This is a genomic window from Streptomyces humicola, from assembly GCF_024436035.1.
GTDB classification, from domain to species: Bacteria; Actinomycetota; Actinomycetes; order Streptomycetales; family Streptomycetaceae; genus Streptantibioticus_B; species Streptantibioticus_B humicola.
In genome coordinates, this window is record NZ_JANFNG010000004.1 from 212,225 (window position 1) to 234,381 (window position 22,157).

At 71.3% G+C, this 22,157-nt stretch carries 20 protein-coding genes; 9 read left to right on the forward strand and 11 right to left on the reverse strand.

Annotation, left to right across the window (positions count from 1 at the left end; genetic code table 11):
- Window positions 1-37: 37 nt before the first annotated feature.
- From afsR to NGB36_RS08720, 3 genes are all read left to right on the forward strand, one after another.
- A complete protein-coding gene (gene afsR / locus NGB36_RS08710) occupies window positions 38-2,974 on the forward strand; it encodes an SARP-family global regulator AfsR (RefSeq protein ID WP_255919569.1) in 2,937 nt (978 codons plus the stop codon).
- 156 nt (window positions 2,975-3,130) lie between these two features.
- Entirely contained in the window at window positions 3,131-3,325 is a 195-nt protein-coding gene (locus tag NGB36_RS08715) for a hypothetical protein (RefSeq protein WP_255919570.1), read from the forward strand.
- Window positions 3,326-3,457: 132 nt separating this feature from the next.
- A complete protein-coding gene (locus NGB36_RS08720) occupies window positions 3,458-3,607 on the forward strand; it encodes a hypothetical protein (protein WP_255919571.1) in 150 nt (49 codons plus the stop codon).
- A gap of 76 nt (window positions 3,608-3,683) precedes the next feature.
- On the opposite strand, the gene NGB36_RS08725 is transcribed toward NGB36_RS08720, so the two are convergent.
- On the reverse strand, window positions 3,684-5,297 hold the full coding sequence (locus NGB36_RS08725; protein WP_255919572.1) for a FadD3 family acyl-CoA ligase: 1,614 nt from the start codon (window positions 5,295-5,297) through the stop codon (window positions 3,684-3,686).
- A 101-nt stretch (window positions 5,298-5,398) separates the two neighbouring features.
- Between NGB36_RS08725 and NGB36_RS08730 the strand changes: the two genes are divergently transcribed.
- Genes NGB36_RS08730 through NGB36_RS08740 form a run of 3 tightly spaced genes read left to right on the forward strand, consistent with a single transcriptional unit; the run spans window position 5,399 to window position 7,783 of the window.
- On the forward strand, window positions 5,399-6,550 hold the full coding sequence (locus tag NGB36_RS08730) for a lipid-transfer protein (RefSeq protein ID WP_255919573.1): 1,152 nt from the start codon (window positions 5,399-5,401) through the stop codon (window positions 6,548-6,550).
- A 1-nt stretch (window position 6,551) separates the two neighbouring features.
- Window positions 6,552-7,010 (forward strand): Zn-ribbon domain-containing OB-fold protein, encoded by a 459-nt coding sequence (locus tag NGB36_RS08735; protein ID WP_255919574.1) that lies wholly within the window; start codon window positions 6,552-6,554, stop codon window positions 7,008-7,010.
- On the forward strand, window positions 7,007-7,783 hold the full coding sequence (locus NGB36_RS08740) for an enoyl-CoA hydratase/isomerase family protein (protein WP_255919575.1): 777 nt from the start codon (window positions 7,007-7,009) through the stop codon (window positions 7,781-7,783). Before NGB36_RS08735 ends, NGB36_RS08740 begins: the two co-directional genes overlap by 4 nt.
- A 65-nt stretch (window positions 7,784-7,848) precedes the next feature.
- Here the strand turns inward: NGB36_RS08740 and afsK are convergent, their stop codons facing one another.
- From afsK to NGB36_RS08755, 3 genes are all read right to left on the reverse strand, one after another.
- The gene (gene afsK, locus NGB36_RS08745) at window positions 7,849-10,239 is read right to left on the reverse strand and encodes a serine/threonine-protein kinase (protein ID WP_255919576.1); all 2,391 of its coding nucleotides are present in this window, start codon (window positions 10,237-10,239) and stop codon (window positions 7,849-7,851) included.
- A gap of 147 nt (window positions 10,240-10,386) precedes the next feature.
- Complete coding sequence (locus tag NGB36_RS08750) at window positions 10,387-11,424, reverse strand: acyl-CoA dehydrogenase family protein (protein ID WP_255919577.1); 1,038 nt, start codon at window positions 11,422-11,424, stop codon at window positions 10,387-10,389.
- Window positions 11,421-12,602, reverse strand: coding sequence for an acyl-CoA dehydrogenase family protein (locus NGB36_RS08755; protein WP_255919578.1), 1,182 nt, complete (start codon window positions 12,600-12,602; stop codon window positions 11,421-11,423). Before NGB36_RS08755 ends, NGB36_RS08750 begins: the two co-directional genes overlap by 4 nt.
- A 67-nt stretch (window positions 12,603-12,669) precedes the next feature.
- Here NGB36_RS08755 and NGB36_RS08760 point away from each other — a divergent pair, with 67 nt between their 5' ends.
- A complete protein-coding gene (locus NGB36_RS08760; RefSeq protein ID WP_255919579.1) occupies window positions 12,670-13,821 on the forward strand; it encodes an acetyl-CoA C-acetyltransferase in 1,152 nt (383 codons plus the stop codon).
- Window positions 13,822-13,851: 30 nt separating this feature from the next.
- Here the strand turns inward: NGB36_RS08760 and kbpA are convergent, their stop codons facing one another.
- Genes kbpA through NGB36_RS08785 form a run of 5 tightly spaced genes read right to left on the reverse strand, consistent with a single transcriptional unit; the run spans window position 13,852 to window position 18,314 of the window.
- Window positions 13,852-14,646, reverse strand: a complete 795-nt coding sequence (gene kbpA / locus NGB36_RS08765) for an AfsK-binding protein KbpA (protein ID WP_255919580.1) — start codon at window positions 14,644-14,646, stop codon at window positions 13,852-13,854.
- A gap of 60 nt (window positions 14,647-14,706) precedes the next feature.
- Window positions 14,707-15,843 (reverse strand): NAD(P)H-dependent flavin oxidoreductase, encoded by a 1,137-nt coding sequence (locus tag NGB36_RS08770; protein ID WP_255919649.1) that lies wholly within the window; start codon window positions 15,841-15,843, stop codon window positions 14,707-14,709.
- 2 nt (window positions 15,844-15,845) lie between these two features.
- Window positions 15,846-16,658 (reverse strand): CoA-transferase subunit beta, encoded by an 813-nt coding sequence (locus NGB36_RS08775; protein ID WP_255919650.1) that lies wholly within the window; start codon window positions 16,656-16,658, stop codon window positions 15,846-15,848.
- Window positions 16,658-17,515, reverse strand: a complete 858-nt coding sequence (locus tag NGB36_RS08780) for a CoA transferase subunit A (RefSeq protein ID WP_255919651.1) — start codon at window positions 17,513-17,515, stop codon at window positions 16,658-16,660. Before NGB36_RS08780 ends, NGB36_RS08775 begins: the two co-directional genes overlap by 1 nt.
- Window positions 17,516-17,564: 49 nt before the next feature.
- A complete protein-coding gene (locus NGB36_RS08785) occupies window positions 17,565-18,314 on the reverse strand; it encodes an enoyl-CoA hydratase family protein (RefSeq protein ID WP_255919581.1) in 750 nt (249 codons plus the stop codon).
- Between the two features lie 67 nt (window positions 18,315-18,381).
- On the opposite strand from NGB36_RS08785, the gene NGB36_RS08790 reads away from it, so the two are divergent.
- Both NGB36_RS08790 and NGB36_RS08795 read left to right on the forward strand, forming a co-directional pair.
- A complete protein-coding gene (locus tag NGB36_RS08790; protein WP_308288821.1) occupies window positions 18,382-19,281 on the forward strand; it encodes an SDR family oxidoreductase in 900 nt (299 codons plus the stop codon).
- Between the two features lie 4 nt (window positions 19,282-19,285).
- Window positions 19,286-19,933, forward strand: coding sequence for a TetR family transcriptional regulator (locus NGB36_RS08795; protein ID WP_255919582.1), 648 nt, complete (start codon window positions 19,286-19,288; stop codon window positions 19,931-19,933).
- A 238-nt stretch (window positions 19,934-20,171) separates the two neighbouring features.
- On the opposite strand, the gene NGB36_RS08800 is transcribed toward NGB36_RS08795, so the two are convergent.
- Together NGB36_RS08800 and NGB36_RS08805 are read right to left on the reverse strand one after the other, a co-directional pair.
- Window positions 20,172-20,654, reverse strand: coding sequence for a nitroreductase/quinone reductase family protein (locus NGB36_RS08800; protein ID WP_255919583.1), 483 nt, complete (start codon window positions 20,652-20,654; stop codon window positions 20,172-20,174).
- The gene (locus NGB36_RS08805; protein ID WP_255919584.1) at window positions 20,651-22,036 is read right to left on the reverse strand and encodes an acyl-CoA dehydrogenase family protein; all 1,386 of its coding nucleotides are present in this window, start codon (window positions 22,034-22,036) and stop codon (window positions 20,651-20,653) included. The genes NGB36_RS08800 and NGB36_RS08805 overlap by 4 nt, the downstream gene beginning before the upstream one ends.
- Window positions 22,037-22,157 lie beyond the last annotated feature (121 nt).

Consider the following 22,157-nt stretch of genomic DNA (forward strand, 5'->3'; position numbering starts at 1 on the left):
TACGGCCATCGCGCCCCGTGCGGAATGGGAGTCCACCATGGATGGCGGAACGGCGCCGGCACTGCGCTTCGCGCTGCTCGGCCCGGTACGGGCATGGCGCGGCGACGAGCCGCTGCCTGCGGGCTCGCCCCAGCAGCGTGCCCTGCTCGCCGCACTCCTGCTGCGCGGCGGCCGCACCGCGACCGCCGACGAGCTCATCGACGCGCTGTGGGGCGAGGAGCCCCCGGACAGCGCGCTCGCCGCCCTGCGCACCTACGCCTTCCGGCTGCGCAAGATCCTCGGCGCCGAGACGCTCGTCTCCGAATCCGGCGGCTACGCCCTGCGCATCGCGCCCGGCTCGCTCGACTCCGACAGCGCCGAGCGGTATGCGGTCGAGGCCGACAAGGCGCGCGCGGCGGGCGACTTCGCCCGGGCGCGCGAGCTGCTCATCGCCGCGCTGGAGCTGTGGGACGGCGAACCGCTCGCCGGGCTGCCCGGACCATACGCCGACACCCAGCGCACCCGGCTCGCCGAGTGGCGGCTGTCGCTGCTCGAAGCCAGGTTCGCGCTGGACCTCGACCTCGGCGGCCACGGCGACGCCGTCTCCGAACTGACCGCCCTGTCCGCGGAGCACCCGCTGCGCGAGCGGCTGCGCGTGCTGCTGATGCTCGCCCTCTACCGCGGCGGACGGCAGGCAGAAGCGCTCGGCGTCTACGCCGACACCAGGCGGCTGCTCGCCGACGAACTCGGCGTCGATCCGTGCGCCGAGCTCGCCGAGATGCACCAGCGCATCCTGGAGGCGGATCCGGAGCTCGCAGCGCCTGCGAACACGGGGGCGGCGGCGCCCGCCCCGGCGCCCGTCCGTCCCGCCCAACTCCCTGCTGCCGTTAGCGACTTCACCGGACGCGCAGCATTCGTCACGGAGCTCGTCGAGGAGCTCGCCGACGCGCGCAGCGGCGTCATGGCCCTGTCCGCGGTGGCCGGCATCGGCGGCGTCGGCAAGACGACGCTCGCCGTGCACGTCGCGCACGCCGCCCGGGACGCCTTCCCCGACGGCCAGTTGTACGTCGACCTGCAGGGCCAGGACGCACGCCCGGCCGAGCCCGAGTCCGTCCTCGCCTCCTTCCTGCGGGCGCTCGGCACCCCGGACTCGGCGATACCCGACGGCCTGGAGGACCGCGCGGCGCTCTACCGCTCCGTGCTCGACGGCCGGCGCGTCCTCGCCCTCTTGGACAACGCACGCGACGCCGCCCAGGTCCGCCCGCTGCTGCCGGGCACGCCCGGCAGCGCCGCCCTGATCACCAGCCGGGTGCGCATGGTCGGCCTGGCCGGCGCCCACCTGGTCGACCTCGACGTGATGAGCCCCGAGGAGGCGCTCCAGCTCTTCACCAAGATCGTCGGCAGGGAGCGGGTGCTCGCGGAACGTCAGGCCGCCCTCGATACCGTCGCCGCCTGCGGATTCCTCCCGCTCGCCATCCGCATCGCCGCCTCGCGGCTGGCCACCCGCCGCACATGGACGGTCTCCTTCCTCGCCCGCAAACTGAGCGACGAGCGCCGCCGGCTGGACGAGCTCAAGGCGGGTGACCTGGCGGTCAAGGCCACGTTCGAGCTGGGCTACGGCCAACTTGCCCCTGAACAGGCCCGTGCCTTTCGTCTGTTGTCACTGCCCGACGGGCCCGACTTTTCCCTGGACGCGGCAGCCGCCGTCCTCGGCATGGACCCTTACGAGGCGGAGTCGCTGCTGGAGGCACTGGTCGACATCAGCCTCCTGGAATCGGCGGCGCCCGCCCGCTACCGCTTCCACGACCTGCTGCGCCTGTACGCGCGCGAGTGCGCCGCACGCGACGAGACACGCGAAAGCCGTGAGGCGGCGCTCTCGCGGCTGCTGGACTTCTACCTGGCGTCGGCGGTCTCCCTGTACGAGCTGGAGAATCCCGGGGACCGAGCGCTGGACCATATGGCGCGCACGACACATGCGGGGCTGACGTTCGACACTCAAGCAGGCGGCTTGGAGTGGCTCTTCGCCGAAGCGGCGTGCATGCTGGCAGCCGTGCAGCAAACAGCGACGAACGGACGCGTCGCACCGCTGCGGCGAGCAATCGATCTGCTCTTTGCCTCCCAGAATCTGATGGAATCCGGCATCCACGTTCGCCAGTACGAGCTGGCGCTGCTGGCATTGATCGAGGCGGCAGCGGTCCGCGGCGAGCCGCTCGTCGAAGGGCGTGCACGGGTGCTGCTCGGCAGGCTGCTCAACTGGACTCGTGGGCGCCTGGAGGAGGCTGATGCCGAAGCGCGGCGCGCCCACCTGCTGGGCCTGTCCGTGGAGGATCCGCTCACCTGCAGCTACGCGCCGAACCTCCGGGGACTGATCGCCCGGGACCAGAGCCGCTACGAGGAGGCGGTGGCGTACTACCAGCACGCGCTGGAAGCCTTCCGCGAAGACGGGAACCACAACGGTGAAGCGGCCGTGCTCGGCAACCTCTCCCGCGCCCGTATCGAACTCGGCGACGTCGAAGTGGCGGTAGCCGCTGCCGAGGAAGGGCTGGCTCTCTATCACGATCTCGACATCACGGGATTCCGCCGTGCCACGTGTCAGTACCAGTTGGCGGTTGCCCTGACCGCCGCCGACCGCACCGAAGAGGCCCTGGCCCACCTCTCCGAGGCCCTGACCGAGTTCCGCGGGGCACGGCAACATCTGTGGGAGGGCCTGACGCTCTTCCGCATGGCAGATGCCCACCTCACGGTGGGGAGGCACCGGCAGGCAGCAGCACACGCCGATCAGGCGCTCGTGCTTCTGAACGACAACGCAAGCGAGTTGCGCAAGGCCGAAGTACTGATTGTTCTCGGCCATGCCCTGACGGGAATCGGCCAATCTGACCGGGCACAAGCCTGCTGGCACGACGCGCTGACCATCTACGCCGCTCTGGACTCGCCGGAAGCCGACGCGGTCCGAAGCCTGCTGAGCGACCCGTCGGCACCAACCGTTGCTGTATAAATCCAGGTCAGCAACGTCAGCGCATGCGTTTATCGGTTGCTTATCTCTCGCTGCCACGATTCCATCACGTCAACAGCTGCCCGCCTGGTGACGCACGGGGGTCGCCACCAGGCGGGCGTCAAGCCACCACCACACAACACCCAACGGGAGAATCCAATGGCCACAGACCTTCCAAACACAGGAACGGGTCCGGGCCCACGCCGGAACCTCGGCTCGGGCATCGGTTCGGGGGAGTTCGAGGAGCCGAAGGCTCCCGAGCAGCGGCCGCTGGTTGGTGGCGAGGAGGAGGACGAGCTCCTGCCGCAGGTCGAGAGGCCGATCGTCAAGCCCGACAACTGGGCAGGCGGCTGATCGGATCCGCCCGTTGAGGGCAACGGGGGTACGGGGGACCACTCAGAGCCGGCCATGGCGTGGAGGGGGCGCCGTGGCCGGCGTTTTCATGGCGATCGACGATCAATCGCCCATCAGGGGAATGGAGCAGACATGACTGCGATGCACAGGGCCGCCGTCGTGGCGGTCGGCCTCGTCGCAGCCTTGGCGGTGCTGATACTGCCCGTGACGAACGCGAGCGCGGACAGCCCGACCGCCTCACAGCCGACCACGGTGCGGCCGGCCAACTGGGGCGGCGGCTGAACCGCCCCGCGCCCATCAGCCGGGGTGGCGGCGGACAGGGGGGTCGCCGCCACCCCATCCTCATGCCCGGCGCACACTAAGGCTGCCGGTCGGCAGTCCCGCGTGACCTCAGCTCGCGCTTGAGCACCTTGCCGCTCGCGTTGCGCGGGAGTTCCCGTACGAACTCCACCGTGCGCGGCACCTTGTAGTTGGCCATCTCACGGCGGGACCACGCGATCAGGTCGTCCGCGGTGAGCGCGGCATCCGCGCGGCGGACCACGTACGCCTTGGCGACCTCGCCGAGACGCGCGTCCGGGACGCCGATCACCGCCGCGTCGAGCACGTCGGGGTGGGCGGCGAGGATCCGTTCTATCTCCGCCGGGTAGGCATTGAAACCCCCGACGATGAACACGTCCTTGATGCGGTCGGTGATGCGCAGATTGCCGTCGGCGTCCAGCTTCCCGACGTCGCCCGTGTGCAGCCAGCCGTCGGCATCGATCGCCTTCGCGGTCTCCTCCGGCTCCTCGAAGTACCCCGACATCACGTGATAGCCGCGCACCAGCACCTCGCCCGACTCCGCGATCCGTACCTGCGTGTCCGGGATCGCACGGCCGCTCGTCGTCGCGATGGCCTCGGCGGGGTCACCGCTGCGGCACATCGTCACCGTGCCGGACGCCTCCGTCAGGCCGTACGCCGTGAGCACCGTGGCGATCTTCAGCTCGGTGCGGAGGCGTTCGACGAGTTCGAGGGGGACGACCGACGCTCCGGTCACCACCAGACGCAGGGCCGACAGGTCATGGGCTCCACGCGACGGGTGGTCGAGGATCGACTGGTGCAGCGTCGGCGGGCCCGGCAGCACGCTGATGCGCTCTGCCGCGATGTTGGCGAGCGCCGTCTCCACATTGAAGACCGGTTGCGGGACCATCGTGGCCCCGCGCATCAGGCAGGCGATGATGCCGGCCTTGTAGCCGAAGGTGTGAAAGAAGGGGTTGACGATCAGATAACGGTCGCCCTCCGTGAGCCCGGCCAGTTCGCTCCACACTCCGTAGACGCGCAACGTCTGCTCATGGCTGATGACCGCGCCCTTGGGATGGCCCGTGGTGCCGGAGGTGAAGGTGATGTCGGAGGGCACCGACGGGCGTACGGCGTCCGCCCGTTCGCGTACCACGTCCGGCGACACCCGCTGTCCGCTGCTAAGGAACTCCGTCCAGGAGCGGAAGTCCTCCGGGGCATCGTCGGCGAGCACCACCACCTCGCGCAGATGCGGGAGCCCCGGCAACGGGCCCGGTCCGCTGCCCCTCCCGACGCCTCTCCCGCTGTCCGTTCCCGCCGCGCGCCGCAGCGACGCGACGTACGACGTGCCCAGGAAGGTGCCGGTCACGAAGAGCATGGCGGCCCGCGTCCGCTGCAGCACATAGGCCGCCTCGGCCCCCTTGATGCGGGTGTTGAGGGGTACCAGGACGCCCCCGGCCGACACCGCGCCCAGCGCGGCCACCACCCAGTCGAGGGTGTTGGGCGCCCAGACGGCGACCCGGTCACCACTCTGCAGCCCCGCGGCGATGCAGGCCGCCGCCGCGCGCTCGACGCGCTCGCCGAGCTCGGCGTAGCTGATCCGGGTACGGCCGTCGACGACAGCCTCGCGCATCCCGTACCGCCGCGCAGCCTCCCGTACCAGCCGGGGGATGGTCCCGAACTCCAGGTCACCACGCATGGTCCCGCCTCCGCCGCCTCCGCCCAGATAGCTGACTATCTGTCAGATTAGCGGTAGCCTGACGCGCTGTCAGCAATGATGAAGCGCCATGGAGGTGGGCGGTGGGGGCATTGGTCAAGGACGCTACCGCGATCGTCGGCATAGGCCAGACTCCGTTCGCAAAACGACTCGACGAGCCGGAGAAGACCCTCGCCTGCCGGGCGATCCTGGCCGCACTCGACGACGCCGGCATCGACGCATCGGAAGTCGACGCCTTCGCCTCCTACACCATGGAGGAGACCGACGAGGTCGAGATCGCCAAGTCGATCGGCGCAGGTGACGTCACCTTCTTCTCCAAGGTCGGGTACGGGGGCGGAGGCTCGTGCGCGACCGTCGGCCACCTCGCGGCCGCGATCGCCACCGGCCAGGCGAGCGTCGGCGTCGCGTGGCGCTCCCGCAAACGCGGCTCCGGCAAGCGCCCCTGGACCGACACGCAAGTGCAGCTGCCGACCCCCGCGCAGTGGACCAGGCCGTTCGGGCTGCTCCGCCCCACCGACGAGATCGGCATGCTCGCCCGCCGCTACATGCACGAATACGGCGCCACCCGCGACCACTTCTTCAATGTCGCGCTCGCCTGCCGCAACCGGGCCAACCAGAACCCGGCGGCGATGATGTACGAGCGCCCGCTCACCCGCGAGATGTACATGACCGCCCGCTGGATCAGCGAGCCGCTCTGCCTCTTCGACAACTGCCTCGAGACGGACGGCGCGCTGGCCTGCGTGATCACCTCGGCGGAACGTGCACGCGACTGCCGGCGCCGCCCCGTCTACGTCCACGCCACCGCGCAGGGGCTGCCCGCGCAGCACCACGGCATGGTCAACTACTGGGCCGACGACCCGCTGTCGGGGCCGGCCTGGACCGCGGCCCGCCACCTGTGGAAGACCGCCGACTTCGGACCGCAGGATATCGACGTCGCGCAGATCTACGACGCCTTCACCCCGCTGATCCCGCTCTCCCTCGAAGGCTACGGCTTCTGCGGGCGCGGCGAGGGCGCGGCGTTCACCGAGGGCGGCGCGCTGGAGCTGGGCGGACGGCTGCCGCTCAACACCTCCGGCGGGGGGCTCTCAGAGGCCTACGTCCACGGCTTCAACCTGATCACCGAGGGCGTCAAGCAGCTGCGCGGCACCTCCACCGCGCAGGTGCCGGACGCCGCGACCTGCCTGGTCACCGCGGGTGAGGGCGTGCCCACCTCCGCTCTGCTGCTGAGGAGTTGAGATGACTGCTGCTGCGACTGCGACGTTGCTGACCCCCGTCACGGACGACGACGGCGCGCCCTTCTGGGAGTACGCCGCACGCGGTGAGCTGCGTATCCAGGCGTGCTCCGGGTGCAAACGGCTGCGCTTCCCACCACGGCCCTGCTGCCCGTACTGCCGGTCGTTCGAGAGCGAGTGGCGCAGGATGTCCGGACGCGGCCGGATCTGGTCGTTCGTGATCGCACATCCGCCGCTGCTGCCCGCATACGCGGAACAGGCCCCGTACAACGCGATCGTCGTCGAGCTCGCCGAGGCGCCGGGCATCCGGCTCGTCGGCAATCTGGTCGCGCGCCCCGACGCGCCGCTCGACTCGGTCGATCGGGCGCGGTTGCGCATCGGCGCCGCGGTGAAGGTCTGCTTTCACCGCATGGGCAGTGCGGACGGCGTCACCGTGCCGCGCTGGCTGCTGGAGCGGCCGTGACGACCGGGGTGGACGTCGATGTGCGGGGGAAGGACGGCATCGCGGTGGTCAGGCTGGGCCGCCCCGAGCGGCTCGGCGCGATCGACCCGGCCACCGCCGGTGAACTCACCGCCGTCTGGCGGAGGTTCCGGATGTCGGACGAGGTCCGCGTCATCGTCCTCACCGGCTCGGGCGACAAGGCGTTCTGCACCGGCCTTGACAGATCGGCCGATGTGCCGCAGCCGCCCTCCCCGTACGCGATCGACGACCCGTTGATCGCCATCGGACCGAAATCCGCCGACCTGTGGAAGCCGGTGATCGCCGCGGTCAACGGAATGGCGTGCGGCGGAGCCTTCTACCTGCTCGGGGAGTGCGAGTTCATCATCGCCGCCGAGCACGCCACCTTCTTCGACCCGCATACGACGTACGGGATGGTGAGCGCGTACGAGTCCATCGGCATGGCGCAGCGCATGCCGTACGGCGAGGTGATGCGCATGGCGCTGATGGGCACGGCGGAACGGGTCGGCGCGCGGCGCGCCTACGAGACCGGGCTGGTCTCCGAGGTGGTGCCGGGTCCTGAGCTGCTGGACGCGGCGCTGCGCGCGGCCTCCGTGATCGCCGCCTGCCCGACGGAGGCCGTGCAGGGCACGGTACGGGCGGTGTGGTCCGCGCGCGAGGCGGCACGGGCGCAGGCACTGGCCTACGCGCCCCACCTGATCGCGTTGGGCAACGCGGCGCCCGCCCGGCAGGCGGAGCTGTTCGCCGACCGGGGGCGTGAGTTCCGCGTGCGCTGAGCCGACGTTGAGCTGCGACCGGCGCGCCTGACTCAGGCCTGACTCAGACCTGAGTCACGCCCGGCTCACGGCCGGCGCGCCGACCCTCCCGTGCCTTTGGCCGCGTCCAGCGCGTACACGCAGCGGTCCTTGCTGCACGCGTACACGACCCCGTCCCGGACCACCGGCGATCCGGTGATCTCGCCGCCCGTCTCCAGCTTCCAGCGCAACTGCCCGGTGACCGCATCGAGGGTGTAGAGGCAGTGGTCGGTCGAGCCGAAGTGCACCCGCCCGTCGGCCACCACCGGCGAGCCGACGATGTCGCCCTGGGCCGCGAAGCGCCACTTCGGTGTGCCGGCAGCCGCGTCCAGCGTGTACAGGGCGGCTCCGCTGCCCAGATGCACCAGGCCGCCCGTGACGACCACCGGTTCTACGGACTGCCGCGCCTCGGTGGCCACCCGCCAGCGCTCCACGCCCGAGAGCGAGTCGAGCGCGTACACCGTCCCCAGGTAGTCGCACGTGTACACCCCGCCCGCCGCATGCGCGGGCGGACCGAAGATCACGGCGGGCGCGTCGAAGCGCCAGCGCTCGGAGCCGGTCGCCGCGTCGAGCGCCAGCACGCGGCTGCCCGCTGTGACGTACACGCAGCCGTCGGCGCCCGGCACCGGAGGGACCGGGACGCTGCCCATCGCCTCGCCCTCGCCCAGCGGGTACGCCCACCGCTCGGCGCCCGTGTGCGCGTCGACGGCGTACAGGCGGCCGCCACCACGGAAGTAGACCGTGCCGTCGATCAGGGCGGGACCGGACTCAGGGGTCTCGAAGTCGGCCTGCGCGCCGGTTCGTTCCCAGCGCAGTTCGCCGGTGGCCGCGTCCCAGGTCTGAACGCCTCCGCCGCGGGTTCCGGTCACGACGGCTCCGTCGGCCACCTGCAGTGCGTACACCCACCCGTCGACGGCGACGCGCCAGTGGTCGGCGCCGTCGGCCGCGTCGAGCGCGTACAGGCCCGGGCCGTCGGAGGCGTGGATGCGGCCGTCGGCGACGGTCATCGTCCACGCCACGTCGCGGGTCTTGAACTGCCGCTGCCCGGACGCCACGTCGAGCGCATGCACCTCGAACGACGTGACATACAGCCGGCCCACGTGGACGACGGGCGTGCCCCAGACGTCGTTGGACATGCGGAAGCGCCACGGCCGCCAGCGTGCGTCCGCGCCGGCGCCCGCCACGTCGGCATGCTGGGTGGCCGGAGCCGACTGGGCCAGCTGGGCCTGCTGGACCTGGTGGGCCGGCTCCGCGGGCGGGCGCTGCCGGGGCTGCGGCGGCTGTTGCTGGGGCGGTTGCTGCTGCGCGGGGCCGTACTCGGCCGGCGCGCCGCGGCCGCGGGCGGTCCAGGCGACGCCGGGCGCGGCAGCGGCGGCCTGGGCGCCGCGCGGGTCCTTGCCGTCCGCGGCCCTCGGACCCGGCCCGATCGGCACCGACCCGGCCATCTGCACGGGCCCGCGCTCATCCGGCACGGGCGGCGGCTGCGTGGGCATCGGCGGTGCCGCGGGCGCAGCCATGGCAGCGGCGGCAGCGGCAGCCGACGCGCGCCGGCCGCTGCGCTGCTCGATGACGGCGACCGCGTTGGCGGGCAGCCACGCCGACGCCGTACCGCTGTCGTCACCGCCGGCGGCGAACAGGTGCGGCGCGAGCTGCGTCTGCAGCTCTTCCGGGCTGGGCCGCTGGTCGGCCTCCATCCGCATGCACGACTCGATGAGCGGCCGCAGCTCGTCGGGCAGCCCGGACAGATCGGGACCCTCACGCAGCAGCATGAAGACGGTCTCGACGGGGTTGCCGCCGTGGAACGGCGCATGCCCGGTCGCGGCGAAGACGAGGGTCGAGCCGAGCGAGAAGACGTCGCTCGCCCCTGTCACGCTGCGCGAGTCGCGCGCCTGCTCGGGCGACATGTACGCGGGCGTGCCGACGGCGACATTCGTCATCGTCAGCCGCGTATTGGACACCCCGGAGGCGATCCCGAAGTCGATCACGCGTGGACCGTCCTCGACGACCAGGACGTTCGACGGCTTCAGGTCGCGGTGGACGAGGCCCGCGCCGTGAATGGACTGCAGCGCCTCGGCCACACCGGCGGCCAGCCAGCGCACCGCCTGGGCGGGCAGCGGCCCGGATTCGTTGACTATCTCCTCGAGCGAGGGCGCCGGTACGTAGGCGGTGGCCAGCCAGGGCACCGCCGCCCGCGGGTCGGCGTCGACCACCGCCGCCGTGTAGAACCCGCTGACCGCCCGTGCCGCCTCCACCTCGCGGGTGAAGCGCACCCGGAACAGCTGGTCCTCGGCGAGTTCGGCACGCACCGTCTTGATCGCCACGCGTCGGCCGGACGCCGAGCGGGCGAGATAGACCAGGCCCATGCCTCCGGAGCCGAGCCGTCCGAGGACCTCAAAGGGTCCGATCCGCCTCGGGTCGTACTGCGTCAGCTGCTCCACCACTGCCCTGCCACCTCCCCGTATCCCCCGGAATTGTCGCAGCCCCTCGGGCCGTCCCACCGTCAACCGTCCGGGGCACGGTCCCTGATTCTTCCTGGGAAGCGCCCCGGTTGCGAACCCGGGCCGATTTTGTGCGTGGCGCGGACCTCAGCGTGGAGGGCAGGCGGGGGCCGGATCCGGCCCGAGGAGGTCGTCGGCGACGGCCGCGCGGTGGTGAGCCGCGTCACCCCAGGCGGACGACAGGGCCCACACCCGGCGCAGCCACAGCGACAGGTCGCACTCCTCGGTATATCCGATCGCGCCATGCACCTGGAGGCAGGCCCGGGCGGCGAGATCGGCGGCGTCGGAGGCGAAAACCTTGGCCATGGCGGCGTCGCGGGCGGCGGAGGGGAGCGCGTGATCGTAGGAGTGCGCGGCGCGCAGCACCGTCGGACGCGCGAACTCGATCGCCGTCAGCACATCGGCGAGCTTGTGCTTCACGGCCTGGTACGTCCCTATGGAGCGGCCGAACTGCTCACGCCGGCCCGCGTACTGGACCGTCAGGTCGAGCATCGCGCGGGCCGAGCCCAGCAGATCCGCAGCGGCCGCGATCGCGCCGAGCCGGGCCGCCTCGGCGAGCGCTGCCCCCTGCCCCGTGGCGAGCAGGAGCGCGGCGCCGGGGGCACGTACGACGGTGTCGATCCGGCCGAGCGCACGGCCGGGGTCCACCCCGCCGACCGGGACGATCCGCGCTGCGGCGGCCGGCATGCCGTACAGCGCATCGTCCCGCGCGACCAGTACGAAGTCCGCGTGGACGGCGTGGGCCACCGGCGCCGCGGGGCAGAGTGCGACGGCCGCGGTCGCGCCGCCGTCGGCGAGCGCCCGCAGCCAGTCCGCCGCACGTCCGGTGTCCTTGCCGTCGGCGGCGTGGGTCAGGAGCGCGGCCGCAACCGCCGCCTCGATCACCGGCTCGGGCGCGCAGGCGCGTCCGGCCTCCTCCGCGACGGCCGCCAGCTCCCCGGCGCCGAGGCCGAGACCGCCGTACTGCCCGGGCACCAGGAGCCCGGGGACGCCGATCCCGGCGAGCGCCTCCCACCGCTTCGGCGAGAACCCGGCGCGCGCGTGCTCCGGCATGCACTCGCGCCCGAGCAGCGCACGCACCGACGCGGCGAACAGCTGCTGATCCCTGTCGTGACCGAGCCTCATCGCCGGCCCCCCTTCGGTTCCCGCTCCATGCCGAGCAGCCGCTCCGCGATCACATTGCGCTGGATCTCGTTGGTCCCTGCATAGATCGGCCCGGCGAGGGCGAAGAGATACCCGTCCAGCCAGGGGCCGCCGGTCTCGGCATGGGGGCCGAGGAGGCGTTGCGCGGTGGTGTGCAGGTCTGCGTCGAGCTCGGACCAGAAGACCTTGTTGAGGCTGGACTCCGCGCCGACGACCACCCCGCCCTCCTGCAGCCGGGTCACCGTCTGGAAGACGTACAGCCGGTATGCCTCGGCGCGCATCCACGCGTCGGCGACGGCGTCCCGGTATGTGTCCGGCGTGCGGCGGCCCGGTGTCGTGCCGGCCCGTACCTGCCCGTAGAGCGCGACCAGTCGGTCGGCGGCGGCGAGGAAGCGCCCCGGGCTGCGCAGGCTCAGCCCGCGTTCGCTGCCCGTCGTCGACATCGCGACGTTCCAGCCCTGACCCGGCTCGCCCAGCACATCGGCGTCGGGGACGAAGACGTCGTCGAGGAAGACCTCGGCGAATCCCGGCTCGCCGTCGAGCTGGCGGATCGGCCGTACGCTGACGCCGTCCGCCGCGAGGTCGGCCATGAGGTAGGTCAGGCCCCGATGGCGTCCGGCCGCCGGGTCGGTGCGGAAGAGCCCGAAGAGGCGGTGCCCGAAGGCGCCGCGTGAGCTCCACGTCTTCTGGCCGCTGAGCACCCAGCCGCCCCGCCGCTCGTCGCGCACGGCGCGGGAACGCAGCGCCGCGAGATCCGATCCCGCGCCGGGCTCGGACCAGCCCTGGACCCATATCTGCTCACCGCGGGCCATCGGCGGAAGGATGCGGTTCTTCTGCTCTTCCGTTCCATACTCGAAGAGGGTGGGCGCGAAGAGGAAGATCCCGTTTTGTCCCACCCGGCCGGGAGCGCCGGAACGCCAGTACTCCTCCTCGAAGATCAGCCACTCGAAGAGCGAGGCGTCCCGTCCGCCGTACCGTGCGGGCCAACCCACCACAGCCCAGCCCGCGTCGTACAGCTCGCGTTCCCACTCCTGGTGGGCACGGAACCCCTCTGCGGTGTCCATGGACGGCAGGGGCTCACGGGGAACATGAGCCGCGAGCCATTCGCGTATCTCGCACCGGAAGTCTTCTTCGGCAACAGTGAAGGCAAGGTCCGTCACCCGCGCTAGCATAATCTGACAGAGCGTCAGATATAAGAGCCGGTCCATACGATTGGAGCACCCCCTCATGGCCGAGGCCTACATCGTCGAAGCGGTACGCACCCCGGTCGGCCGCAAGAACGGTTCGCTGGCGTCCGTCCACCCCGCAGACCTGGGCGCACACGTCCTGACCGCCCTGGTCCAGCGCAGCGGAGCCGACCCGGCAGCCGTCGAGGACGTGATCTTCGGCTGCCTGGACACCATCGGAGGCCAGGCGGGCGACATCGCGCGCACCTGCTGGCTGGCCGCGGGGCTGCCCGAGCACGTGCCCGGCGTCACGATCGACCGGCAGTGCGGCTCGTCGCAGCAGGCCGTGCACTTCGCCGCCCAGGCGGTCATGTCGGGCACCAGCGACCTGGTGGTCGCGGGCGGGGTACAGAACATGTCGCGGATCCCCATCGCCGCCGCGTTCCGGGTCGGGAAGGAATACGGGTTCGACGATCCTTTCTCCGGGTCGGACGGCTGGCGCAAGCGCTACGGCGACCAGCCGATCACCCAGTTCAACGGCGCCGAGATGATCGCGCACCAGTGGGACATCTCGCGTGAGCGCATGGAGCAGTTCGCGCTGACCAGCCACGAACGGGCACTGCACGCGATCGACAACGGATGGTTCGGGGCCGAGACCGCGCCGCTGGCTGAGCTCGCCGTCGACGAGGGGCCCCGCCGGGACACCACACTGCAGAAGATGGCCGAGCTCAAACCGCTCGCCCCCGGCGGGAGGCTGACGGCAGCCGTCTCCTCGCAGATCTCCGACGGCGCGGCAGCGCTGCTGCTGGCGTCCGAACGAGCCGTCAGGGAAAACCACCTCACCCCTCGCGCCCGCATCCACCACCTGTCGGTGTGTGGCTCGGACCCCGTCCTGATGCTCACCGGCCCGATCCCGGCGACCGAACGCGCGCTCGCGAGGACCGGCATGTCGATCGACGACTTCGACGCCATTGAGATCAACGAGGCCTTCGCGCCGGTGGTGTTGGCCTGGTTGCAGGAGACCGGCGCGGACCCCGCCAAGGTCAACCCGTGCGGCGGGGCTATCGCACTCGGCCATCCACTGGGCGCGACGGGCGCGCGGCTGATGACTACGCTGCTGCACCAACTGGAGCGCACCGGCGGTCGCTTCGGCCTCCAGACCATGTGCGAGGGCGGGGGCCAGGCCAACGTCACCATTATCGAACGCCTCTGAACGGCGGCCATCGGACGACAGCAGCTGACATCACGCAGGCGGCTCACCCACCTTCCTGGACATGTCGATGACGACGAATGCGGCGCCCTGGTCGTCGATGACGGCCGCGTTCCGGCCGTACGGGCTGTCCATCGGCTCGCGGTTCACCCTGCCGCCCAGCTTCCCGACCGCCGCCACGGCGGCGTCGCAGTCGTCGACCCCGAAGAACAGCTGGAAGTGCGAGGGAAGCTCGGCCGGAAACTGAGGACCCATCTGCATGCGGCCGAGCTGCGGTATGCCCGGCTCGTCCTGCACCGACCACACCTCATAGTCGAAATCGCCGCCGGCCTCACCTATCTGCTTGCCCTCGTAGCCGAACACGGCTCGGTAGAAAGGATCGACACGCGCGCTGTCCCGGGTGAGCAGCTCGGTCCACGCGTACGAACCCGGCTCGCCCTTCTGCCCGAAGCCGGGCTGTGTCCCCGCCTGCCAGACGCCGAAGACCGCGCCGCCCGGATCGGCGGCCATCAGCATCGTGCCGTGCTCCCCGACCTGTCCCGGCCCGACGATGACCTGCCCGCCGGCCTGACGTACCTTCTCCGCACTCGCGGCCGCGTCCGGGGACGCGAGATAGATGTTCCACACCGTCGGCATGCGGCCGTCGGTCTTGGGAAGCAGCGCCGCGACCGGCTTGCCGTCGAGCACCGCGATGGTGAATGCGTTGCGGTCGCCCTCGTCGTCCTGGAACGTCCAGCCGAACAACTCACCATAGAAGCGCTTGCCCGCCCCCATATCGGGGATGAATGCGTCCGCCCAGCAGGGGACGCCCTCAGCGAATGCGGCCATGGCCCTCGTTCCTCCCGTTCCCTTTCGAAGGGATGTTCACGAAGCCACGCTAGCCCTCGATCAAGACACCCGCCCGCCCTGTGGATAACCCTGCTGTGGATAACTCGGGTCCGCTGCAGGCTCTTCTGCACGGCCCGCCGCCGCGCGGCCCCAGGGCGCCATCCGCTCCTCCGCCTGCGCCACGATCCGCTCCACCAGCTCGACACACGACGGCAGATCCTCGATCACCCCCGCCACCTGCCCGGATGCCATCACCCCCAGGTCGACACGGCCCTCGACCATCGCCGCCCGCAGCAGCACCGGCGTGTTCGCCGCCATCATCACCTGCGGCCACGTCAACCCGCGCGCACGGCGCATCGTGCGCCCCTCACGCACCATCGCGCCCAGCGGCATACCCGACAGCCGGGCGAACCGCAGTGCATTGCCCAGCGCCCTGACATAGCGCCGCAGCTGGCCACCGCGCTCCAGCGACCGCACGAAGCCGGTGTCCAGCACCCGGTGCGGCACGCCGTCCACCTCGCGAGTGACCCTCGTCCCCGTCACGTCCGCCGCGAGATAGCGGTCCTGGACGACGCGCGGCACGGGAGCGTCCGAGGTGAGCAGGAAACGCGTCCCCATGGCGATGCCGTCCGCACCGTAGGCGAGAGCGGCGGCGAGCCCGCGCCCGTCGAAGAACCCCCCGGCCGCGACCACTGCCACACCCGAGCCGTCAAGGGCGTCGACGACCTGCGGCAACAGCAGCGTCGTCGGCACCGCACCGGTGTGGCCGCCGCCCTCGCCGCCCTGCACGACGACCGCGTCGACGCCCCAGGCGGCCACCTTCTCCGCGTGCCGCCGCGCGCCGATCGACGGAACGACGACCATCCCCAGATCCTGCGCCCGACGGATCAGCTCGCCGCGCGGCGCCTGCGCGAACGAGGCCACACGCACGTCCTCCCGTCCCATCAGGTCGATGCGCCGCGCGGCATCGGGCGCGTCCGCACGCAGGTTGACGCCGAACGGCAGGCCCGGCGCCGCCGCCCTGACCTCGCCGATCGCCCGCTCCAGCTCCTCGTAGGTCATGGTGGCCGAGGCGAGGATCCCCAGCGCCCCGGCGCGCGCAGTCGCCGCGACCAGGCGGGGGTAGGCGACGTATCCCATCGCAGTCTGGACGATCGGGTGCTCGACACCGACGAGCTCCGTCAGCCGAGTGCGGATCGTCAAGCCGTCACCTCACGATCGCGCAGTGACGCCGGGTCGAGCACCTCGCGGATGAGGTGCAGCTCAGCGGCGTCCGGGGTCCGGGTCGTGGGGACCTCGGCGGCGTCGACGAGAGGCTCGAAGCCGGTGGCGGCGAGGACGTCGTCCACCGTCACCCCCGGATGGACGCAGGCGAGCCGCATCCTGCCGTCAAGGGTGTCGAAGTCGAAGACACACAGATTGGTGACGACGCGCCGCAGATCGTGAAAGCGCGCGGCGGGTCCCGGCAGAGCCGCGGCACGGTCGTTGCCGACCCCGCAGACGACATCGACGCGCTCGGTGAAGACGCGGGGCGCATGCCGGGACACCCAGTAGCTCGTCGCGTGGTTGACGGAGTTGCCGGGTGCGCCACGGGCGCCGAGCAGTTGGCGCGCGGGACGGTTCCAGTCGCCGATGCAGGAGATGTTGGCGTTGCCGTAGGCGTCGATCTGGACCGGGCCCATCATCACATGGCGCCGTCCGCCGGCGAGGGCATCGAGCACGGTCCGATACGGCAGCCAGCCCTCGACGGTCAGCGCTTCGGAAGACGTCCCGAGCGGAACGTCCCCGTCGACGACGTAGGCGAGCCCGTCGGTGAGGACGAGATCCGGTTCACCGGTGGCACGGGCGAGGCGGGCACCGAGGGTGGGGATGGTGCCCATCGGGCTGGCGATGATCTCGCCGTCGCCGCGCCATGCGTCCGCGCACGCGGCGACGCAGACCTCGGCGCGGGTGGCGGCGCGGGTGGCGGGTCGGGTGACGCCTCGGGTGGCGGCTCGCGAGTGGTTGGTGATCACTTGGCATCCTCCACGGCTCGCTGGTAAGCGGGCTCGTCCGGAGCTCCGAGGAAACGTTCCGTGAACGCCGCCCACCGCTCCGGATCAGCCGCGGCCTGTGCGTACGCCCGCTGGAACGTCTCGTCCCGCCCGTACTGCGGCAGGCATTCCGTGAAATGCGCGCCGTACGGCGCCTCGACGACCCCGGCCGTCAGATGGCGGTGGATCGTCAGCGCGTGCACACAGCCGGCCTCGTCGAGCAGGTCGCAGGTGGGCACGATGCGCTCCGCCGAGACGTAGGCCGCCTTCGCCGCCTGGCAGAACAGGTCGTCGAAATACGGATCGGGGCCGGTCAGCGCGGCGTTGCCGCGCCGGTCCGCAAGATTGGCGTGCACCAGCGCGACGTCGAGTCCGAGCGGCGGCATCGCCACCACCTCGTCCCCGCTGCCGTAGGGATCGGCTATCGTGCGCAGGGCGGGCGCATTGCGCAGCACGTCGGAGCCGATCCCGGCGCGCACGGGCATGAAGGGCAGCCGCAGCGCGGCAGCGCGCAGTCCGGCGAGGAACATGCCCTCGTCGAGTTCGAGCGCCTCGACCGCCCCGGACTCGCGCGCGGCCCGGAAGTGCGGTTCCAACGGGATCGAGTCGAGCGAGACAAACCCGTAGACGACCTTGCGCGCCTTGCCGGCGGCGCAGAGCAGGCCGACGTCAGGGCCTCCGTAGGAGACGATCGTGAGCTCCTTGACGGGCGATCGCAGCAGCGCCCGTACCAGCGCCATCGGCTTGCGGCGCGAGCCCCAGCCGCCGATGCCGACCGTCATGCCGTCCGCGATCTGCGCGACGGCCTCGTCGGCAGTCATGCGTTTGTCCGTCACTTGCCTCACGTGAGACACCTCAGTTCTCCTCAGTCCCCCTCAGTCCCCCTCAGTCCCCGTCTCCTCGTACGAAGCCGTCGCGCAGCCGGTCGCTGACGCCGGTGAGGTTGAGTTCGAAGGTGAAGCCCTGCTCGTAGCGGTAGGAGCGCTTGACGTCGACCGGGTCGATGCCGTTGAGCGACTGCTTCGCGGCGCGGATGACGGCCGGGTCCTTCGCCGCGATCCGGTCGGCGATCTCCAATGCGGCGTCCCGCAGTTCGGCGCGGTCGACGACGGCGAACACCGAGCCGTAGGCGTGCAGCTCGGCGGCGGTCGCGCTCTCGGCCGTGTAAACCATGTGCCGCATCCGGTGCTGCGGCACGAGGCGGGCGAGGTGGGTGGCGGCGCCGAGCGCACCGCGGTCGACCTCGGGAAGACCGACGTATGCGTCGTCGGCGGCGACAACGATGTCTGCGTTGCCGACGAGGCCGACTCCTCCGCCGAGACAGTAGCCGTGCACGGCCGCGATCACCGGTACCGGGCAGTCGTAGACGGCCGCGAAGGCCGCCGCACACCCGGAGTTCGCGCCGAGCAGTGCCTCGAACCCCGATGTGGACTGCATCTGCTTGATGTCGACTCCGGCGCAGAATCCGCGGCCTTCGGCGCGCAGCACCACGGCCCTGGTGGCCGGGTCCGAGCCCTGCGCGGTGAGGGCGTCGGCGAGCTCGAACCACCCCTTCACGTCGAGGGCGTTGACCGGCGGGGCATCGAGCACGATCTCCGCGATGTGCGGTCCGTGACGGCCCGTGCGTATCGCCATCAGCCCTCCCGTCCAGCCTGCTCCGACTATCTGACGTTGTGTCAGTTTCTCTGGCACGATAGCCCACGTGACCTACGACCTGGAAGGCCGAGTGGCTCTCGTGACCGGCGGCACACGCGGCATCGGGCGCGCCATCGCGCGGCGGCTGCGCGACGCGGGGGCGCAGGTCGCCGTCTGCGGCCGCACCGCACCGGGAGGGACCGCCGGATCCGCCACGACGGGCGCGACGGGCGCGGCGAGCACGACGCGGGCGCCAGGCGCGACGAGCACGACGCGGGCGCCAGGCGCGACGAGCACGACGTGCGCGGCAGGGGCGCTGCCGGGCGGGATCACCTTCTTCCCCTGCGACGTCCGTGACCCCGATGCCGTCGGCGCCCTCTTCGAACGGCTCGACGCCACGTACGGACGCCTGGACGTGCTGGTCAACAACGCCGGGGGCTCCCCCTGCGCGGAGGCCGCCACCGCCTCCCCGCGCTTCTCCCGCGCGATCATCGAGCTCAATCTGCTCGCGCCGCTGTACTGCGCGCAGGCGGCGAACGCGATGATGCAGCGCCGCCCCGAGGGGGGAGTGATCGTCAACATCGGCAGCGTGAGCGGTGAGCGGCCCTCGCCGGGTACCGCCGCATACGGCGCCGCCAAGGCCGGACTGTCCTCGCTCACCCGCTCGCTCGCGGCAGAATGGGCGCCCAGGGTTCGGGTGAACTGCGTCGTCGTCGGCCTGGTCCGCCCCGAAGGGCCCGAGGCGTCGGCGCACTACGGCGACGATGCCGCACAGCGGGCGCTCGCCGGAGCCATTCCGATGGGCCGGCTCGCAACCCCCGACGAGATCGCAGATCCCGTACTCTTCCTAGCCTCTCCCGGCGCACGCTACATAACCGGCGCTGACCTGCAGGTTCATGGTGGAGGAGAGCGCCCTCCCCATTTGCAGGCAGCCAAATCGCGCGCCGATCACCCGAAGGTAAACTGACGGCATGACAGGACAAGTTCGCACCGTCGACGGCCGTGTGGCCGGGCGTCGCGGGCAGGCGACGCGGCAGAAGCTGCTCGAATGCCTCAGCGAGATGCTCAGCACATCGCCGTACCGGGACGTCAAGGTCATCGACGTCGCCCGGATGGCGGGAACCTCCCCCGCAACGTTCTACCAGTACTTCCCCGATGTCGAGGGCGCAGTCCTCGAGCTCGCCGAAGAGATGGCCAAGGAAGGCGCGACCCTGACCGATCTTGTCGCCGGCCGCAACTGGGTGGGAAAGCCCGCCTGGGCCGCTGCCGAGGACCTGGTCGAGGGTTTCCTTTCCTTCTGGCGAAAAAACGACGCGATCCTTCGCGTCATCGATCTCGGTGCGGCAGAAGGGGACAAGCGGTTCTACCGGATCCGCATGAAGATCCTCAATGCCGTCACCAATTCCCTGACGGACTCGATCAAGGAGCTCCAGGACAAGGGAAGGGTCGACAAGTGGGTCAGCCCCGCGGCCGTGGCCGGTTCGCTGGTCGCGATGCTCGCCGCGGTGGCCGCCCATCAGAAGGGCTTCCAGTCCTGGGGCGTCAAGCAGGCGGAGCTGAAGCCGAACCTGGCGCTGCTCGTGCACCTGGGCGTCACCGGGAAGAAGCCGACCAAGTAGCGCTCACGACGCAACTTGTCGTCATGAGCCGATCTTTCATGTGTCGATCTTTGAGTCGATCTTTCGTGAGTCGATCTTTCGTGAGTCGATAGTCGATCGTTCAATAGCCCATATCGCCAACATTTGTCTCGTCCTGCCACGCATCGACGCGGGCGTCGGCCGGCCCTCGGGGGAGGTTGCCGGTTCGCCGCCCGCGTTTGCTGTTGCGAACGGGATAGCGGGACACCTGACGGCACACCTAGTCGCGCGGTACGAGCCGGAAGAGACGGATCTCGCGGTCGACGCGTGCGGCGTAGGCGGCATACGGGGGCCAGAAGCGGAGCACCGACTCCCATGTCTGCGCACGCTCGCGCCCTGTCAGAAGTGTGGCCGTTACAGGGACGTCACGCCCCCTCCAGCTGATCCGTGCCTGCGGATTCTTGATCAGGTTGGCCGTCCACGCCGGGTGATCGGTGCGGCCGAAGTTGCTCCCCACCAGTACGAACGTTCCACCGTCCTCCGGCATGCAGGCGAGCGGTGTGCGGCGCGGGCGCCCACTCCTCGCGCCCGTCGCGGTCAGCACCACACTCGGCAGCATCTGACTGCTCAACATCACCTTGCCGCCGGTCAGCCGGTGCACCGCCTTGTCCATCGCCGGGACGACATGCGGGGCGACCTTCGTGAAGGCACGGGTCGAGGAGACCCTCTGGACCAGCAGCCTGCCGCGCTCCGACGCCGTCACGCCACCGCTCCTGCCGTCGTCCGGGCCGACCGGGGTCGAACGGCGCCGGAGAAGAGTCCGGTGCGGTGCGCGGCCTGCGCCCGCAGCCGGTGCGCAGGGCCGAAGAGCAGGTCGTCGCAGGCAGCGCGCTTGACGTACAGATGCGCGTGATGCTCCCAGGTGAAGCCGATGCCGCCGTGCAGTTGAACGGATTCGGCGGCGGCGGAACGCAGCGCTTCCAGCGCCTGTGCGAGCGCGAGCGGGCCCGCCACGGCGATCTCGTCCCGCCGGTCCCGGTGGCCGCCGCCGTCGTGGCCCTCGCCCTCGCGGCCGTCGCCGCCTGGGCTGCCCTGGCCGGCAGCCCAGGCGGCGTAATAGGCGGCGGAACGCGCAGCCTGCACCTGCACGTAGAGATCCGCGAGACGGTGCTTGACCGCCTGGAACGAGCCGACCGGGCGTCCGAACTGCTCTCTGACCTGCACGTACTCGACCGTACTCGACAAGGAGAAGTCCGCGGCACCGACCGCTTCTGCGGCCAGTACGGCGGCGGCGAACTCACCCGTGCGAAGCAACTGCGCTGCGAGGTCGCCGGGCTGCTGCGCGTCGTCGCCGAGCGGCATCGCCGGGACGTCGCGCAGCTCGATGCGCGCCTGCGGCCGGGTCTCGTCGAGGGTGGTCAGCCTGGTACGGACAATGCCGGGCGCGTCCGGCTCCACCAGGAAGAGGCGCGTGTGGCTGCGCGCGTAACCTCCGCAGTGCGCGGCGACAAGCAGGACCCCGGCGCTGTGGCCGTCGAGCACGCCGTCTGCCTCCCCGTACAGCCGCCATCCGGCGGTGCACGCGCCATCGGCGTCGTCGGTGCCGCCGGTGCCGCCGGTGCCGCCGGTGCCGCCGGTGCCGCCGGTGCCGCCGGCGGCAGCGAGCGGTCCCGTCCGGCGAGCCTGTATGCCCCCGGCTCGGCCGCCGCCCGACCAGTCGCCGTCGTTGGCATCGGTGAGGCCGAGGGCGGCTCCGAGGGGCCCGGGGACGGCCAGTGCCGCCGTCAGCTCGCCGGAGGCGATGCGCGGCAGCAGGGCGGCGCGCTGCTCGTCGAAGCCGAGAGCGGCGATCAGGGGGGCGGCGAGCACCGCGGTCGCCAGCAGCGGGGAGGGCAGCAGGGCCCGGCCGGTCTCTTCGCAGGCGAGGGCAAGTTCGGTCGGTCCGCAGCCGACGCCTCCGTAACGTGCCGGCAGGGCGAGACCCGGCAGGCCGAGGTGTTCGGAGAGCCGTCGCCAGAGAGGCTCGTCGTAGCCGGCGGAGGTGCGGGGCGCGGCCTTGACCTCGTCGGGCCCGCAGTGCTTGTGCAGCAGTTCGCGCAGGGTGCGCCGTATGGCGCTCTGCTCCTCGGTGAACCTGGCATCCATCGGCGGGCTCCTCACGACCACAGATCCGGCCACACAGATATGTCATGCGCTTGCATACCTGACGGATCGTCATCTTAGGGAGAGGGGACCCGCAAGCACAGAGCCACGCACGGTTCGGTGC

Coding starts and splice junctions, on each gene's coding strand:
- NGB36_RS08735 (WP_255919574.1), top strand. CDS start 6,552: ATGACTGCTGCTGCGACTGCGACGTTGCTGACCCCCGTCACGGACGAC.
- NGB36_RS08760 (WP_255919579.1), top strand. CDS start 12,670: ATGGCCGAGGCCTACATCGTCGAAGCGGTACGCACCCCGGTCGGCCGC.
- NGB36_RS08805 (WP_255919584.1), bottom strand. CDS start 22,036: ATGGATGCCAGGTTCACCGAGGAGCAGAGCGCCATACGGCGCACCCTG.
- afsR (WP_255919569.1), top strand. CDS start 38: ATGGATGGCGGAACGGCGCCGGCACTGCGCTTCGCGCTGCTCGGCCCG.
- NGB36_RS08750 (WP_255919577.1), bottom strand. CDS start 11,424: ATGAGGCTCGGTCACGACAGGGATCAGCAGCTGTTCGCCGCGTCGGTG.
- NGB36_RS08720 (WP_255919571.1), top strand. CDS start 3,458: ATGACTGCGATGCACAGGGCCGCCGTCGTGGCGGTCGGCCTCGTCGCA.
- kbpA (WP_255919580.1), bottom strand. CDS start 14,646: ATGGCCGCATTCGCTGAGGGCGTCCCCTGCTGGGCGGACGCATTCATC.
- NGB36_RS08785 (WP_255919581.1), bottom strand. CDS start 18,314: ATGGCGATACGCACGGGCCGTCACGGACCGCACATCGCGGAGATCGTG.
- NGB36_RS08795 (WP_255919582.1), top strand. CDS start 19,286: ATGACAGGACAAGTTCGCACCGTCGACGGCCGTGTGGCCGGGCGTCGC.
- NGB36_RS08725 (WP_255919572.1), bottom strand. CDS start 5,297: ATGCGTGGTGACCTGGAGTTCGGGACCATCCCCCGGCTGGTACGGGAG.
- NGB36_RS08715 (WP_255919570.1), top strand. CDS start 3,131: ATGGCCACAGACCTTCCAAACACAGGAACGGGTCCGGGCCCACGCCGG.